Origin of the sequence: Halococcus sediminicola (assembly GCF_000755245.1) — an archaeon.
Lineage (GTDB): Archaea > Halobacteriota > Halobacteria > Halobacteriales > Halococcaceae > Halococcus > Halococcus sediminicola.
The window spans coordinates 272,582-287,455 of record NZ_BBMP01000007.1 but is presented as its reverse complement, the minus strand read 5'-3'; the positions used below and the strand labels follow the sequence as shown (position 1 = coordinate 287,455).

Genomic DNA, 14,874 nt, shown 5'->3' with positions numbered 1-14,874 from the left:
CGCTCGAACGGGCGATAGGCGTAAATCGGTTGAGAGGTAACACGATTCATGGCGACCGTCGAAATCGAATACTGTGTTCCCTGTGGCTTCCTCGAACGCGCCGAGGACATCCAGCACGCGCTGCTCACGAACTTCGGGGCCGAACTCGACCGTGTGGCGCTCGTGACCGGCGATCACGGTGTTCTCGAAGTCCGTGTCGACGGCGAGACGGTCTTCGACAAGGCCGACGACGAGTACGACGTGGACGGTATCGCCCGAGAAATCCGTAGTCGGTTGTGAGCACACGACACACTCGCAGTCGATGGTCGAATCGAACCCCTTAGAACGGGCGCGACTCTCCCGTTCGACATGGATGCGGTACTCGTCGCCGATGACGTTCGCCGGGAGTACGGCGAGACGGTGGCGCTCGATGGCGTCTCGCTGTCGGTGGGTGCCGGCGAGGTGTTCGCGCTGGTCGGTCCAAATGGCGCGGGCAAGACGACGCTCGTCCGTGCGCTGACCGGCACCACCACGGTCGCTGGCTCGGTATCGGTGTTCGGAGAGGCTCCGAGCGCGGTCGGCAAATCACGCCTCGGCGTGCTCCCCCAATCCTTTGCCCCGCCGGCACGGCTGAGCGCGCGCGAACTGCTCGCCTACTACGCCGGTCTGTACGACGACCCGCGCGATGTCGACGGGGTCCTCGACGACGTAGGTTTGACCGAGAGCGCCGCCACGCGCTACGAGGACCTCTCCGGGGGGCAGCAGCGCCGGACCTGCGTCGGCGCGACGCTCGTCAACGACCCCGACTTGCTGGTGCTCGACGAACCCACCACCGGAATCGACCCGGCCGGCCGGCGCGCGCTCTGGGAACTTCTGGAGGGCCTTGCGGCCGGCGGCACCACGATTCTTCTGACCACGCACTACATGGCCGAAGCCGAACGGCTCGCCGACAGGGTAGGACTGCTCGCCGACGGCGGACTGGCCGCCGTCGGGACGCCCGGCGACCTCGTCGCCGAGTACGGCGGCCGGCCGCGCCTCGAAATCGAGACCGACGCCGACGCGACAGCGCTCGACGTCGGCCATCGCGTTGAATCCCGGCCCACGGGAATCGTCGTCGAGGACGTTTCGGCGACCGACATCGGTGCGGTCGTCGAGGCGCTCGAACGGAACGGTATATCCTATGGGGAACTCGCGTGGCGACAACCCGATCTCGAAGACGTCTATCTCGCCGTCACCGATAGTGATGGCTCGCGCAACCGATCCGACGGAGAGCGGTCGCTGGCGAGCAGGGGACGGGAAGCGGGGGCGGTGCAGTGACGGCGACCGGACGGGTCGGCGCGGCCACTAGCGCGGCGTGGCGCTCGTTCCTGCGCCGGCGGACGGCCGTCTTCTTCACCTTCTTCTTCCCGGTGATCCTCATCCTCATCTTCGGCGTGCTGGTCGGCACGCGACCGACCGGCGGCGGACTCTTTACCGAGCCGCCGGCGTACTACGTGCCCGGCTATCTGGCTGTCGTCGTGCTCTTCACGCCGCTCTCGCGCGTCGGCAGCACGGTCGCGCGCCACCGCGAGGGCAATCGCTTCGAGAAACTCGCCACGACGCCGCTCACCCGCCCGGAGTGGCTGCTCGCCCAGACACTCGTGAACGTGCTCATCATCGGGCTGGCGAGCCTGCTCATCCTCGGGCTGGTCGTCCTCCTCACGGGTGCGAACGTGGTACTCTCGGGAGTGGTGATCCCGTTCGTCTTCGTCACGGTCGCGCTCTTCTGTGGCGTGGGCGCGCTCCTCGGCAGCCTCGCCGACTCTCAGGATGGGGTCATCGCCGCGAGCAACTCGCTGGCGCTCCCGCTCCTGTTTCTGTCCGATACGTTCGTCCCGCCCGATCTGCTCCCCGAGTGGTTTCAGCCAGTGATGAACCTCTCGCCGCTGACGTACTTCGCCCGCGGCGTGCGCGCGGTGACGACCGGCGGCGGTGGCTGGCAGTCCGATCTGGTAGTGCTCTGCGTGCTCGCGATCGTCTTCTTCGCACTCGGGGCGTACGCCCTGCCGCGGACCGACTAGCGCAAGCGTTGAGTCCGCCGGCGTCCTCCGGGACAGCATGCCAGCCCGAGAGGGTGTCATCGGGAGGACGACAGAAACGACACACGACATCGACACCGAGGTGGTCGTCGTCGGCGCGGGACCCGGCGGCACGGTGTTGAGCTACCTGCTCGCCCGCAGCGGCGTCGAGGTCCTCTTGCTGGAGCGCCACGCCGACCTCGACCGGGAGTTTCGTGGCTTTGGCTTCCAGCCGGACGCCCTCCGGCTGTTCGACGAGATGGGACTTCTGGAGCGGGTGCTCGCACTCGACCACGAGGAGGTTCGTCGGGGCGTGGTCCACGTCTATGACAAGCCCTACGAGGTGTTCGATTTCGACGACCTGTCCGGTCCCTACGACTTCGCGCTGCTGATGGAGCAACCGCCGCTGCTCGAAACCATTATCGAGGCGGCCAGCGAGTTCGAGACCTTCACGTACCGACTGCACACGCCGGTCCGTGACCTCCGCGACGAGGATGGACGAATCGTCGGCGTCCGGGCGCTCGACCACGAAACCGGCGACGAACTCGCCGTCCGGAGTCGGCTGGTCGTCGGCGCGGACGGGCGGTTCTCGACGGTGCGGGCGGCCGCCGACATCGACCCCGGACTCCTCGAATCGGACCTCGAACTCCTCTGGTTCAAACTCCCGGAGACGGTCGCCCACAGCGCGGCTCAGTCCCGACTCAACGAGCACGGGCTGCTGCTGTACTTCGGCGTCGGCGGCGGTGAGATCCAGTTGGGGTGGTTCATCGAGAAGGGGACCTATCCGGAACTCAGAGAGCGCGGTATCGAGGCGTTCCGCGAGCGACTCGTCGCGGTCGACCCGAGCCTCGCGCCGGCGTTTCCCGACTCCTTGCCGAGTTTCGACGCGTGTTCGCTGCTCCACATCGAGCCGGGACTGAGCGGGAAGTGGGTGCGCGACGGATTGTTACTCATCGGCGATGCGGCCCACGTCGCCTCGCCGATCGGCGCACAGGGCAACGTGCTGGCGATACAGGACGCCGTCGTCGCCCACACGACAGTGACGACTGCGCTCGAACGTGGCGCGGGAACGCTTCCAGCGGCGACGCTGCGAGGGTACGAGGAGCGCCGCCGTCCGGCGGTCGAGCGAGTACTGAAAAGTCAGCGACTGGCCGAGCGCGGGCTCTCGTGGCTGGTCCGCCGCAGCGATAGCCTCCCGGAACCGGTCAAACGGCCGCTCCTGAAAGCGCCGTTCGCGATTCCTGCGCACGTACCGATAGCCCGGCTCCCGTTCGGGCGACGGCTTCTCACGAGGGCGCTGTTCGGCCCCGATCCCGTTCGCGTGGACACGACCCGGTTCCGGGAGCGGCCCGGCGGTCGGCGGTGACTGTGGGGGATGCTATCGTGGCACCCAGCCGTAGAGATGATTCAGGAGGAAATAGGTCACGACACCCAAAAAGAGGCTCAGTGACCACGAGGCGACCGCGATACGGCCGATGCGGGCGTGGGCAGTCTCCTTGAGTTCGGCGGGCGTGTGGGTGAGTCCGAGCACGACCGGATAGATGACGACGGGGACCGCGACCGCCGACAGCAGGATGTGGATCGCGAGCATGGCGAGATAGAGCGGTCTGATGAGACCCGCATACGCCGCGAGGAACTGGCCCTGCTCGATGACGATCTCCTTCTCGAAGCCCCCACCTACTTTCCAGAGGTAGAGCACGAGAAACAGGAGAATGAGCGAAAAGGCGCTGAGCATCGCTGCGCGGTGGCGGCGCACGTCCCCCCGACGGATGAAGAAAAAGCCGACGAGCAGCGCCGTCAGCGCGAAACTGTTGACGACCGCGATGGCGTCCGAAAACAGGATGACCGTATCGTTGCCGATCGGTGGAAAGACGTCGACGATGCCGGCGAACGTCCCGAGGACGAGCACGTAGCCGACGACCGAGAGCACGGCGGTCGCCGCGAGTGGGTGCTCCTTGACCGGGCCGTGCGTGCTGGCTGTTGCCATTTTCACCACTCGGTCCGCTCGAAGTATGCCTCTTCTGGTTCGTCCATCCGATACCGTGACAAGTTATATATCACCTCTATCGGTACTGAAAGCATGGTTCGCTCGCTGCTCCACAGCGCGCTGCTCGAACGGTACTCGACGCTTCGCTTCGGCCTCATGGCGCTCGGCATCTGCGTGCTGCTCGCGAGCGCTCCGCTCTGGCTTGGCATGGCGGATTTCGACTATCACTACAGCTACAAGGGTCAAATCGAGGATCTCTCCTTCCAACAGGAGACCGAAACCACGCCCTACCGCCAACTCGACCCCGGAACGAAACGCATCGTCGATAGCGCCATCGACGGGCAGAGCTACGACTTCGAGGACGACACGCGGGACCTCCCGAAGTTCGTCTCGCGCGGGGAGACGTACTATTCGTTCGACGCCCGACGAGCCATCGACTGGGCGTATCCGGGCACGTTCGCGCCGCTTCTCGCCGGGTTGGTCGGATTCTGGATGGTCTTCGAAGCGGTCCAGCACGAACGTCGACAGCTCGGACCGCACGGATACTGACGGCGGACTGTACACCGCTCGCACCGATAGACCCAAATCGGCGGCGAAAGAACGGAGGTCCATGAGCGCAGAACAGACACAGCGGCCCATCCGGTGTCTCGTCGCCAAGGTCGGACTCGACGGCCACGACCGCGGTGCGCACGTCATCGCGCGCGCCTTCCGCGATGCGGGTTTCGAGGTCGTCTACTCCGGGTTGCATCGCTCGCCCGACGAAGTGGTGCAGGCCACCGTCCAGGAGGACGTCGACGTCCTCGGGATTTCCATCCTCTCGGGGGCGCACAACACGCTCGTGCCGAAGATCCTGGAGGGACTCGACGAGTACGACGCGCTCGACGACACGCTCGTGTTGGTCGGCGGCATCGTCCCCGACAAGGACAAAGACGACCTCCTGAACAACGGTGTGTCGGCCATCTTCGGCCCCGGCGCATCGATGGCCGATACCATCGAGTTCGTCCGCGAGAACACCCCCGAGCGCGAATGAGCGAGCTGCTCGACCGCCTGCTCGACGGCGACCACCGCGCGCTGGCGCGGGCGATCACGAAGATCGAAAACCGCTCGCCGGACCACCGCGAATTGGTCTCCGCGCTCTACGACCACACCGGCAACGCCGAGGTCATCGGCATCACCGGCAGTCCGGGTGCGGGAAAATCCACGCTCGTGGACAAGGTCGCCGAGCACTACCGCGATCAGGGGCTGACCGTGGGCGTCATCGCTATCGACCCCTCCTCGCCCTTTACTGGTGGTGCGGTGCTCGGCGATCGCATCCGGATGGCCTCCAACGTCGGCGATATGGACGTCTTCTTCCGGTCGATGAGCGCGCGCGGAAGCCTCGGGGGCGTCTCCATCGCCACCGCCGACGCCGTGAAGGCGCTCGATGCCTTCGGCAAGGACCGCATCATCGTCGAGACCGTCGGTGCAGGGCAAAACGAGATCGACATCGTGAAAACCGCCGACACGGTGACCGTATTGGTCCAACCCGGCAGCGGCGACGACGTGCAGATGCTCAAGGCCGGCATCCTCGAAATCGCCGACGTGTTCGTCGTGAACAAGGCTGACCTTGACGGTGCCGATAGGACTGTTCAGGAGTTACAGGAGATGCTCCAACTGCGTGGGGACGACGACGGGCACTCTTCGACCGGCCACCATGCGGGCCATCACGCCGACTCGGCCGAGGCGGTCGCGCTCCAGCGCACGGAGGCCGAAAACGGCTGGATGCCGCCGATCGTCGAGGCGGTCGCCACGCACGGCGAGGGCGTCGAAGAGTACGTCGACGCGCTCGACGACCATCGGACACACCTCGAAGCGACGGGCGAACTCGACGCGAAGGCGCGCGCCCGCTACGCCGAGGAGATCCGTACCCTCCTGCGCGAGGACACCGCCGACCTCCTCACCGAAGAGATCGCCGCCCGCGGCGGCATCGAGGAACTCGTCGCGGGCGTCACGGCCGGCGAGACCGACCCCTACGAGATCGCGGATAGTGTTCTCGACCCCATTACCGAGTGTGCCCGCCAGCAGCGCGATTCCTGAACCGAACGATTCGAGGCGAGCGGGTGGATACCGTGGCGCACGATGTATCACCACAACCGGTATACGTGAGCACGAGATATCGTCGCCCCATGAAACCACTTCCCGTAGCGGTCGGACTGTTGGTCGTCGGCGTTGCCGCGGTCGTGTTCGGTATCCCGGACGCAGCAGCCCTCTCCATCGAACTGTCGGGCGGCGCGGCGGTCGTGCTCCAACTCGAAGGGGTACAGGACCTCATCGAGCGCATCGACGCGATCCTCGAATCGGTCGTGGACCTGCTGCGGACGCTCGGCCAGCTGTTCGGTGAGTCGGGCGGCGAGTGAGTCAGCGCGCGATCGCCAGCGCGACCTTCTCGATCGGATGGCGCGGCGCGCTTTCACCCTTGCGGTCGCCGAGTTGGGTGCGACAGGAAGTTCCAGGAGCGACCACCTCGGCGGCGTTGCTCCCCTCGACCTGTTCGAAGAGGATGTCCCCGATGGCTTGTGAGAGGTCGTAGTGTTCTTCCTCGTAGCCAAAGGAACCGGCCATCCCACAGCAGCCCGAATCGAGCGGGTCCACGGCGTAGCCAGCCCGTCTGAGAACGCCGACCGCGTGATGGTCCTTGTTGAGCGCCTTCTGGTTGCAGTGGCCGTGGTAGCTCAGTGACGTCTCCTGTTCCGTGAACTCGATCTCGTCATCGAGTCGCATCACGTCGATATATTCGAGTACACCGTAGGCGTTGCCGGAGACGCGCTCGGTTGCGACGTCTTCCGGGAGGAGGTCGAGATACTCGTCTTGGAACATCACGGCGTCCGAGGGTTCGGTGAAGACGACCGACCAGCCGTCACGAACGTAGGGGTCGAGCGCCGCGACGTTCGTCTCCGCGCGCCCGCGAGCCTCGTCGAGAAAGCCCTTCGAGTAGGCTGGCCGACCGCTCGACACCACCTCGTCGGGGATCTCGACGTGGACGCCCGCTGCTTCGAGGGTCAACACGGCAGCCTTCCCCGGCGTGGTGTTGCTGTAGTTCGTGTAGGTGTCGGGAAAGAGCAGGGCCTTCTCGGCGGCGTCGGCGAGCGAGACTTTGGAGCCGCCACGGGCGGCGAACCACTCCTCCAAGCTCTCGCGCTCGAAGTGTGGGAGTTCGCGTTCGGCAGCGATGCCGGCGACTCGTTCCATCGCGGTTCGCGCGCCCGGCAGTTTCGTCCCCCAGTTCGACAGCGGCGCGAACCGACTGCCGAGCGCGGCCAGACTGTCGACGTTGGCGAAGAGGCGCTCGCGGAGGCCCGCCCCCTCGCGCTCGTGGTACTCGTGTTTGACCTCCGTCTTGATCTTCGCCATGTCGACGCCGGTGGGACAGTCGCTCTTGCAGCCCTTGCAGCCCACACAGAGGTCGAGCACCTCCTCTTGGAACCGTTCGGAGAACATCTCCTCCTCGGAGAGTTCGCCGGAGATCCCCGCCCGGAGCATGTTCGCCCGCCCGCGCGTCGTCTGGATCTCCTCCTTCGAGGCGCGGTAGGTCGGACACATCGTGTTCGAGTCGGCCTGTCGACAGGTGCCGCAGCCGTTACAGAGCTCGATGGCGTGCGAGAAGCCGCCCTCGCGCTCGAAGTCCATCTCGGTCTGCGGTTCGAGCGAGGAGTATTCCGGACCGTATCGGAGGTTCTCGCGCATATCGGCCGGCTCATCTTCCCAGTAGACCACCTTCCCGGGGTTCATGCGTCGGTCGGGATCGGCGGCGAGTTTGAGTTCCTGAAAGGCGCTCCAGATCGCCTCGCCGTACATCTTCGGGTTGAATTCCGTGCGTGCGAGGCCGTCGCCGTGCTCGCCCGAAAAGGAGCCGTTGTGCTCCAGAACCAACGACGTGACGTCCTCGGAGATCGAGTGCATTTTCTCGATCCCCTCGCCGTCCTTGAGGTTCAGGATCGGACGGATGTGCAGCGTGCCCGAACCTGCGTGAGCGAAGTAGGCCGCCGATGTGTCGTGGTTTTCGAGAACCTCCTCGAACTCACCCACATATTCGGCGAGTTCTTCGGGTGGCACTGTCGCGTCCTCGATGAACGGGTACGGTTTCGGATCACCTTCCAGACTCATCAGGAGCGGAATCGCAGCCTTCCGGAGTTTCCAGAGTTTCAGCTGGTCCTCTTCGGTGTAAGCCTCCAGCACGTCGAAGGCGCTCCCTTCCTCGACGAAGTGGGCGTTCGTCTCGCCGATCGCGTCCTCGAAGTCGTCTCGGAGTTCGGAGTCGTATTCGAGCATCAGCGCCGCCGCGGTTCCTTCGGGAATGGGTTCTGCGTACTGGGCGAACTCGGTCGATTCGCTCGCTAGTCTGAATACCTCGTCGTCCATCAGCTCGACGGCACTCACGTCGAACTCGAGCGCCTCGGGGACGGCTTCCATCGCGTCGCCCAATCCCTCGAAACAGTAGAGCGCGAGCGCCGTCTCGTCGGGTTTCGTGACGAGTTCGACCGTCGCCTCGACGATCGTCCCCAGGGTCCCCTCCGCGCCGACGAACAGTTTCGAGAGGTTGATGACCTCCTCACCGGCCTCGTTCTCGTAGACGACCTTGTGGAGGTTGTAGCCCGACACCGATCGTTTCAGGGTGGGGTAGCGCTCGTCGATCTCTTCTTCGTTCTCCTCGACCAGTCCCCGCACCGTGCGATAGAGTTCGGCCTCGCGGTCGTCCTTGTCGACTAGGCCATCCCACTCGGGACTATCCAAGACTACGGGGTGAGTGTGGATCAGCGAGCCGTCGGCGAGCACGACCCGCAACTCCTCGGTGTAGGCGTCGGTGATGCCGTAGCGCACCGAGTGCGCTCCTGTACTATTGTTCCCGATACCGCCGCCGATCGTCGCCCGATTCGAGGAGGCTGGGTCGGGCGCGAACTTCAGCCCCCACTGGTCGAGATGGTCGTCGAGGTGGTCCTGGACGACGCCGGGCTGGACGGTCACAGTCTTCCCGTCGGCATCGACGTCGAGGATCGAGTCCATGTGGCGGGTCGTATCGAGCACGACACAGCCCGGCCCGACAGCCTGCCCGGCCAGCGACGAACCGGTGCCGCGCGGGAGCACGGACACGTCGTGGTCGGCGGCGACCCGCATCGTCGCACTGACGTCCTCGGTGTCGCGCGGACAGACCACGCCCGCAGGCTTCGCGCCGTAGATGCTGCCGTCGGTCGCGTAGAGGATCTGGGAGTACTCGTCGAAGCGCACCTCGCCGCGGACTCTCTCTCGCAGATCGTCGGCGAGCGCGCGGTACTCGGCGACGTCGTCGTGGTCGTGGCCGAGCGCGTCGGCCGAAGTCTGGAGGGACGGTGGGTCGTAGAATTCGTCGTCGACGGCCATACCCGTTCTGCGTGGGTAACGATGTTAAGGGCTATGATAACGGGTATCACCTCGATTACAGCAACGACGTCACGAGGTCCGTTTCGAGCGCGACGATCACCAGCGTCAGTACCGGAACGCTCACGAGCGTCGTCGTGAGAACGGCCGCGCTGACGTACTCCGGACCGCTGACGCCCTCAGGGGAGCGCTCGCCGCTGAACTCGATGAGCAGGATGAGCGACGTGATCGCCGCCGGCGTCGCACATTCGAGGACGAACACGCGCGCCACAGTCGTATTTCCGAAGTCGAGGACGGCCGCGATGGCGAGACCGACCACCGGCGCGACCAGCAGTTTGAGCACGTTCGCCGAGCCCACACGGGAGAGCGCCGCCCCGTAGTTCGCGTTCGCCAGTTGAATTCCCACCAAGATCAGCATCAGCGGAATCGAGGCGTCGCCGACGAGCTGGATGGTCGTCATCGCCGCGCCGTCGGCCGGCGGGACGAGACCGAGCGCGCGCACGAGGAGCGCGAGCACGACCGCATAGACCAGTGGGAGTTTGAATACTTTCTTCACTGCGCCCAAACCGCGCGCGCCGCCGGCCCGCGAGGCGAGATACACCCCGATAGTATAGATGACGACGCTCTGGCCCACGAGATACAGGACCGCGGTCGCCCGCCCGGTCGCGCCGAAGGCGAACTCCGAGAGGGGAATCCCGTAGTTGCCCGAGTTCGAGAAGGCGCTCACCAACACGAGCGCGCTCTGTATCGGCTCGCTCTCGCCGAGTGCGCGCCCGACGCCCTCGGCGATCCCCGCCATCAGGAGGATGAACGCGACGACGCCGACGAGCACCTTTACCAGTGTCGCGCCGCCGACGGCGGTCGTCGTGAGGCTGTGAAAGACCAGCGCCGGTACGAGCACGTAGACGGTGACGGTATTGAGCGGCTCGACGTCGATCTCTCGCAACCGTCCGAGCACGAAGCCGACCGCCGCGATGGTGACGATAGGGAGGATGGCCGTGGCGAAGACCGAGAGCAGCGACATACCCGGCCTACTCTACACCGGATTACGAACGTTCCGAGACGCGATTCGGGGGCCGAGTCACTCCTCGGGAACGAGCACGAGTTTGCCGAGGAAACTCTCCTCTAAGACCACGCGCTGGGCCTCGCCCGCATCCGCCAGTTCGTACTCGTGGGCGACGTCGATGGTGAGGTCGCCAGCGCTCACGAGCCGAGCCAGTCGGGCGAGCGGAACCCTGAAATCCGGCGTGTTGAACATACTCATGAACTGGTAGTTGACGTCCTTGCTGCGGGCGACGCCGTCGTTTTCCAAACCGACCGCCGGGTCGCTTTCGCCGATACCGACCACCCGTGCGCCGGTCGCGGCCACCTCGGCGTCGAACTGGAGGTAGTCGTCGAGGCGGTGGTCAAGAATCACGTCCACACCGTCGGTTCCGCCGACCCCGCTGGCCCTCTCCTCGACTGCCTCCGCGAGATCTTCTCGGGAGTAATCGAAGACCGCATCCGCTCCGAGTTCGGCGAGTCGGTCGTGGTAGTCCGGGCTGGCGGTGGTCAACACCTGTGCGCCGGCCGCGGCGGCGAGCTGGACCGCGACGTGGCCAACTCCCCCGGAACCACCGTGGACGAGGCAGGTCTCGCCGGGTTCGAGGCCCGCGTGGTCGACGAGCGCGCGCCACGCCGTCACGCCGACGACGCCCGCCGCGCCCGCCATCGTGGTGTCCACGCCGTCGGGCAGCGAAACGAGTCGGTCGGTCGGGACGGTCGCGCACTCGGCGTAGCCGCCGTGATGATTGCGGCCGATGCCGGTTCCGTAGACGCGGTCGCCGGGCGCGAAGCCTTCGACTTCGTCGCCGGTCTCGCGCACTTCGCCGGCGAAATCGATCCCCGGAGTCATCGGCAGTTCGAATGGCTCGTAGGCTCCTTCTCGGAAGTAGGTGTCCACGGGATTGACGCCGGCGGCGTGAATCCCGACGAGCACCGCACGAGCGCCGGGGGTCGGCTCGTCGATTTCGTCAACAGTGAGCACCTCGGGACCGCCGTGGTCGTGGAATCTGACGGCGCGCATGTCCCTCCATGACCGACCGGCGAGAAAAAGCTCCCGCCGAGCAGGCTTTGGTCGTCGAACGCCAAATGCCCGCGATGCGGCTCATCGCCCACCGCGGCTTCGCCGACCGCTACCCCGCGAACACGCTCGTCGCCATCGAGAACGCGGTCGCCGACGCCGACATGATAGAACTCGACGTCCGCCGATGCGGCTCGGGCGAACTCGTCGTCTTCCACGACGAGGTTGTCGACAGGGACACCGATGGTTCGGGACGCGTCGACGACCTTCCGCTCGCACAGCTCGAAGACCTCGACGTGCTGGAGACGGGCACCGGGGTTCCCGCCCTCGAAGCGGCCGCCGACGCGATTCCCGCGCATACGGGCATCAACCTCGAACTCAAAGAGCGCGACATCGCCAACGAGGCGGTCGCCGCTGCCTCCACAGTAGAAAACGAGGTCGTCGTTTCTTCCTTCGACGGGGAAGCGCTCGACGACCTCGAAACCGACGACCCCACGGTGGAACTGGCCTACCTCTTCGGGCTGAACGCCGACGAGGACTTCGATAACGCGCTCGCGCTCGACTGCGAGTATATTCACGTCCACTGGGGCCACTGGCTGCTGACCGACGCCATCGAACGCGCCCACGACGCCGACATGAAAGTGAACGTCTGGACCATCGACAGCTCGATTGCGACCCGCGCTCTCGAACGCGCGGGCGTCGACGGGGTCATCGCCGACTCGCCGGACGTGTGCTGAGTGCTGCCCGAATCGCGGGGATTTAAGCGCTCGCCACTCCGCTCACGAGGTGATGCGACTCCACGAATATCAGGCAAAGGAGGTCTTCGCCGAGGCCGGAATGCCGACACCCGACGCGACGTTGGCCGAGAGCACCGACGAGGTGTGTGAGGCGGCCGACGCCATCGGCTACCCGGTCGCGGTCAAAGCCCAAGTCCACGTCGGCGGACGCGGCAAGGCTGGCGGCATCGAACTCGCCGAGAACGAGGAAGAAGCGCGCGAGGCCGCCGACTCCATCCTCGGTATGGATCTCAAGGGCTACACCGTCGAGAGCGTCCTCGTCGAGCAGGCCGTGGACTTCGTCGACGAATTATATGTAGGGGTGACGATGGACCGCGGTGCGGGCAAGCCCGTGGCGATGGTCTCCTCGGAGGGTGGCGTCGACATCGAGTCGGTCGCCGAGGAGAACCCCGAGGCCATCGCACGCGAGCACATCGACCCGGCGTTCGGGATGCATCACTATCAGGCCCGCCGCGCCGTGTACGACGCGGGCGTCGATCGCGAGGTCGCCTCCGACGTGGCGGGCGTGCTCTCGACGTTGTTCGATCTCTGGGAGAACCGTGACGCGAGCGAGGCCGAGATCAACCCGCTGATGATCACAGGAGAAGGCGAAGTCGTCGCGGCCGACGCGGTGATGAACATCGACGACGACGCGCTCTTTCGCCAGCCCGACCTCGCCGAGATGGAACAGGAGGCCGCCGGCGACGACTTGGAGGCGAAGGCCAACGAGTACGGCTTCGACTACGTCCGCCTCGACGGGAACGTGGGGATCATCGGCAACGGCGCGGGCCTCGTGATGACCACCCTCGACCTCGTCGACTACTACGGCGGCGAACCCGCGAACTTCCTCGACATCGGCGGCGGCGCGAAGGCCGAGCGCGTGGCGAACGCGCTCGACATGGTCTTCTCCGACGAGAACGTCGACAGCGTCGTGTTCAACCTCTTTGGAGGGATCACCCGCGGCGACGAGGTGGCACGGGGCATCAACAGCGCCATCGAGGAGTTCGACGACCTCCCGAAACCCGTCGTCGTCAGACTGGCGGGCACGAACGCTGAGGAGGGGATGGAGATCCTGAACGCCGACGCGCTCGACGTCGAGCAGACGCTCGAAGGCGCAGTCCAGAAAGCCGTCGAGCAGGCCGGAGGTGCACAATGAGCGTGCTCGTCGACGAGGACACTCGTGTGGTGGTGCAGGGAATCACGGGTGGGGAAGGCGAATTCCATGCCGGTCAGATGATCGAGTACGGCACGAACGTCGTGGCGGGTGCGGTTCCCGGTCGCGGCGGCGAGGAGGTCCACGGCGTGCCGGTCTACGACACCGTCTCGGGGGCCGCCGAGGCCGAGGACGCCGACGCTTCTGTTGTACTTGTCCCGCCGGCGTTCGCGGCCGACGCGCTGTTCGAGGCGCTCGATTCACCGGTGGATCTGGTCGTGGCCATCACCGAGGGAATTCCGACCCAGGACATGAGCCGGGTGAAAAAGCGCCTCGGCGAGACCGACAAACACCTCGTCGGGCCGAACTGCCCCGGCGTGATCACGCCCGGCGAGGCCAAACTCGGCATCCTGCCGGGCAACATCTTCTCGTCGGGTAACGTGGGGCTTATCTCCCGATCGGGCACCTTGACCTACCAGGTCGTGGATAACCTCACCGACCGCGGACTGGGCCAGACCACGGCGATCGGCATCGGCGGCGACCCAATCATCGGGACGGACTTCGTGGAGGCCCTTTCGCTATTTGAAGAGGACCCGGCAACCGAGGCGGTCGTGATGTGTGGCGAGATCGGCGGCAGCGACGAGGAGGAGGCTGCCCGGTACATCGACGAGAACATGAGTACCCCTGTGGCGGGCTTCATCGCGGGGCGGACCGCACCGGCCGGCAAGCGCATGGGCCACGCGGGGGCCATCGTGAGCGGGTCCGGTGCCGGCACCGCCGAGAGCAAGATCGAGGCGCTTTCGGATGCTGGGGTGCCCGTCGGCGACACCCCCGAGGAAGTCGCCGACAACGTCGAAGAACTGCTGTGAACTGACCGCGGCCGTCCGTCCGCGAACCGCTCGACGCGGCCACGGAGACGCGCCGCTTTTGCGCCAACCCACCCCACGCGCACCGCGAAATCGGTGGGCATCTATGGCTGGTCCCGCTCGTATCGGCAATGACTCGGATGTGGTGCGTTCGGCCCGAACTCCTCTGTGACGACCATCTGCGCGGCGAGCATGCAGAACACCACCAACTCGTGGGAACCATCGACAACCATCCCCACGGGGCGGCCATCGCCGAGGGGCACGCCGAGAAGGGAAACATCGACACGACCCGGCTCGAACGGCGCCACGCCCGACTCGCCGCGGAGATGATCGACCGCGGCATGAATCACGACTCGCCGCTGGCCTACGACGGTCCCACCTACGGTGCCGGCGCGGTCGACCCCGAAGCGAACCGCGACGAACTGTTCGACCGGTGTGAGGACTGCGCCGCCCGGGCGCGCGAACACGACCGCTGACCGGCGCGACCGCGGCGAGTCGCCACGCGATCGAATCCGAAGGCACTGTCACCGTCCCACGTGCTAACTGGTAACAACCCTTAAGATATTGGCCGGTCGAACGACGAACGCAGACACGCGGGGTCTG

16 protein-coding genes are annotated in these 14,874 nt (G+C 65.9%); 12 read left to right on the top strand and 4 right to left on the bottom strand.

Annotated features, from left to right (window positions below; genetic code table 11):
• Positions 1-48 precede the first annotated feature (48 nt).
• The 4 genes from ACP97_RS05670 (at position 49) to ACP97_RS05655 (ending at position 3,402) form a co-directional block, all read left to right on the top strand.
• Positions 49-279 (top strand): SelT/SelW/SelH family protein, encoded by a 231-nt coding sequence (locus tag ACP97_RS05670; protein WP_049996862.1) that lies wholly within the window; start codon positions 49-51, stop codon positions 277-279.
• 69 nt (positions 280-348) lie between these two features.
• Positions 349-1,296: an ABC transporter ATP-binding protein gene (locus tag ACP97_RS05665; RefSeq protein WP_049996861.1), complete on the top strand. Its 948-nt coding sequence runs from the start codon at positions 349-351 to the stop codon at positions 1,294-1,296.
• Positions 1,293-2,039, top strand: a complete 747-nt coding sequence (locus ACP97_RS05660) for an ABC transporter permease (RefSeq protein WP_049996860.1) — start codon at positions 1,293-1,295, stop codon at positions 2,037-2,039. The genes ACP97_RS05665 and ACP97_RS05660 overlap by 4 nt, the downstream gene beginning before the upstream one ends.
• A gap of 37 nt (positions 2,040-2,076) precedes the next feature.
• On the top strand, positions 2,077-3,402 hold the full coding sequence (locus tag ACP97_RS05655) for an FAD-dependent monooxygenase (protein ID WP_049996859.1): 1,326 nt from the start codon (positions 2,077-2,079) through the stop codon (positions 3,400-3,402).
• 12 nt (positions 3,403-3,414) lie between these two features.
• On the opposite strand, the gene ACP97_RS05650 is transcribed toward ACP97_RS05655, so the two are convergent.
• On the bottom strand, positions 3,415-4,023 hold the full coding sequence (locus ACP97_RS05650; protein WP_049996858.1) for a DUF420 domain-containing protein: 609 nt from the start codon (positions 4,021-4,023) through the stop codon (positions 3,415-3,417).
• Between the two features lie 93 nt (positions 4,024-4,116).
• Between ACP97_RS05650 and ACP97_RS05645 the strand changes: the two genes are divergently transcribed.
• From ACP97_RS05645 to ACP97_RS05630, 4 genes are all read left to right on the top strand, one after another.
• The gene (locus ACP97_RS05645; protein ID WP_049996857.1) at positions 4,117-4,572 is read left to right on the top strand and encodes a hypothetical protein; all 456 of its coding nucleotides are present in this window, start codon (positions 4,117-4,119) and stop codon (positions 4,570-4,572) included.
• Positions 4,573-4,633: 61 nt separating this feature from the next.
• A complete protein-coding gene (locus ACP97_RS05640; RefSeq protein WP_049996856.1) occupies positions 4,634-5,053 on the top strand; it encodes a cobalamin B12-binding domain-containing protein in 420 nt (139 codons plus the stop codon).
• Positions 5,050-6,099: a methylmalonyl Co-A mutase-associated GTPase MeaB gene (gene meaB / locus ACP97_RS05635; protein ID WP_049996855.1), complete on the top strand. Its 1,050-nt coding sequence runs from the start codon at positions 5,050-5,052 to the stop codon at positions 6,097-6,099. The genes ACP97_RS05640 and meaB overlap by 4 nt, the downstream gene beginning before the upstream one ends.
• Positions 6,100-6,188: 89 nt before the next feature.
• On the top strand, positions 6,189-6,419 hold the full coding sequence (locus ACP97_RS05630) for a hypothetical protein (RefSeq protein ID WP_049996854.1): 231 nt from the start codon (positions 6,189-6,191) through the stop codon (positions 6,417-6,419).
• Between the two features lies 1 nt (position 6,420).
• On the opposite strand, the gene ACP97_RS05625 is transcribed toward ACP97_RS05630, so the two are convergent.
• Genes ACP97_RS05625 through ACP97_RS05615 form a run of 3 tightly spaced genes read right to left on the bottom strand, consistent with a single transcriptional unit; the run spans position 6,421 to position 11,479 of the window.
• Positions 6,421-9,417 carry an FAD-binding and (Fe-S)-binding domain-containing protein gene (locus ACP97_RS05625; protein ID WP_049996853.1) on the bottom strand — a complete coding sequence of 999 codons (2,997 nt, stop codon included), beginning with the start codon at positions 9,415-9,417 and terminating at the stop codon, positions 6,421-6,423.
• Positions 9,418-9,472: 55 nt separating this feature from the next.
• A complete protein-coding gene (locus tag ACP97_RS05620) occupies positions 9,473-10,438 on the bottom strand; it encodes an AEC family transporter (RefSeq protein WP_049996852.1) in 966 nt (321 codons plus the stop codon).
• Positions 10,439-10,495: 57 nt separating this feature from the next.
• Entirely contained in the window at positions 10,496-11,479 is a 984-nt protein-coding gene (locus ACP97_RS05615) for an NADPH:quinone reductase (protein ID WP_049996851.1), read from the bottom strand.
• Between the two features lie 74 nt (positions 11,480-11,553).
• Here ACP97_RS05615 and ACP97_RS05610 point away from each other — a divergent pair, with 74 nt between their 5' ends.
• From ACP97_RS05610 to ACP97_RS05595, 4 genes are all read left to right on the top strand, one after another.
• Positions 11,554-12,213: a glycerophosphodiester phosphodiesterase gene (locus ACP97_RS05610; protein ID WP_049996979.1), complete on the top strand. Its 660-nt coding sequence runs from the start codon at positions 11,554-11,556 to the stop codon at positions 12,211-12,213.
• Positions 12,214-12,265: 52 nt separating this feature from the next.
• A complete protein-coding gene (gene sucC / locus ACP97_RS05605; RefSeq protein WP_049996850.1) occupies positions 12,266-13,408 on the top strand; it encodes an ADP-forming succinate--CoA ligase subunit beta in 1,143 nt (380 codons plus the stop codon).
• Entirely contained in the window at positions 13,405-14,274 is an 870-nt protein-coding gene (gene sucD, locus ACP97_RS05600; protein WP_049996849.1) for a succinate--CoA ligase subunit alpha, read from the top strand. Before sucC ends, sucD begins: the two co-directional genes overlap by 4 nt.
• Positions 14,275-14,402: 128 nt before the next feature.
• Positions 14,403-14,747 carry a pyrimidine dimer DNA glycosylase/endonuclease V gene (locus ACP97_RS05595; protein WP_237561102.1) on the top strand — a complete coding sequence of 115 codons (345 nt, stop codon included), beginning with the start codon at positions 14,403-14,405 and terminating at the stop codon, positions 14,745-14,747.
• Positions 14,748-14,874 lie beyond the last annotated feature (127 nt).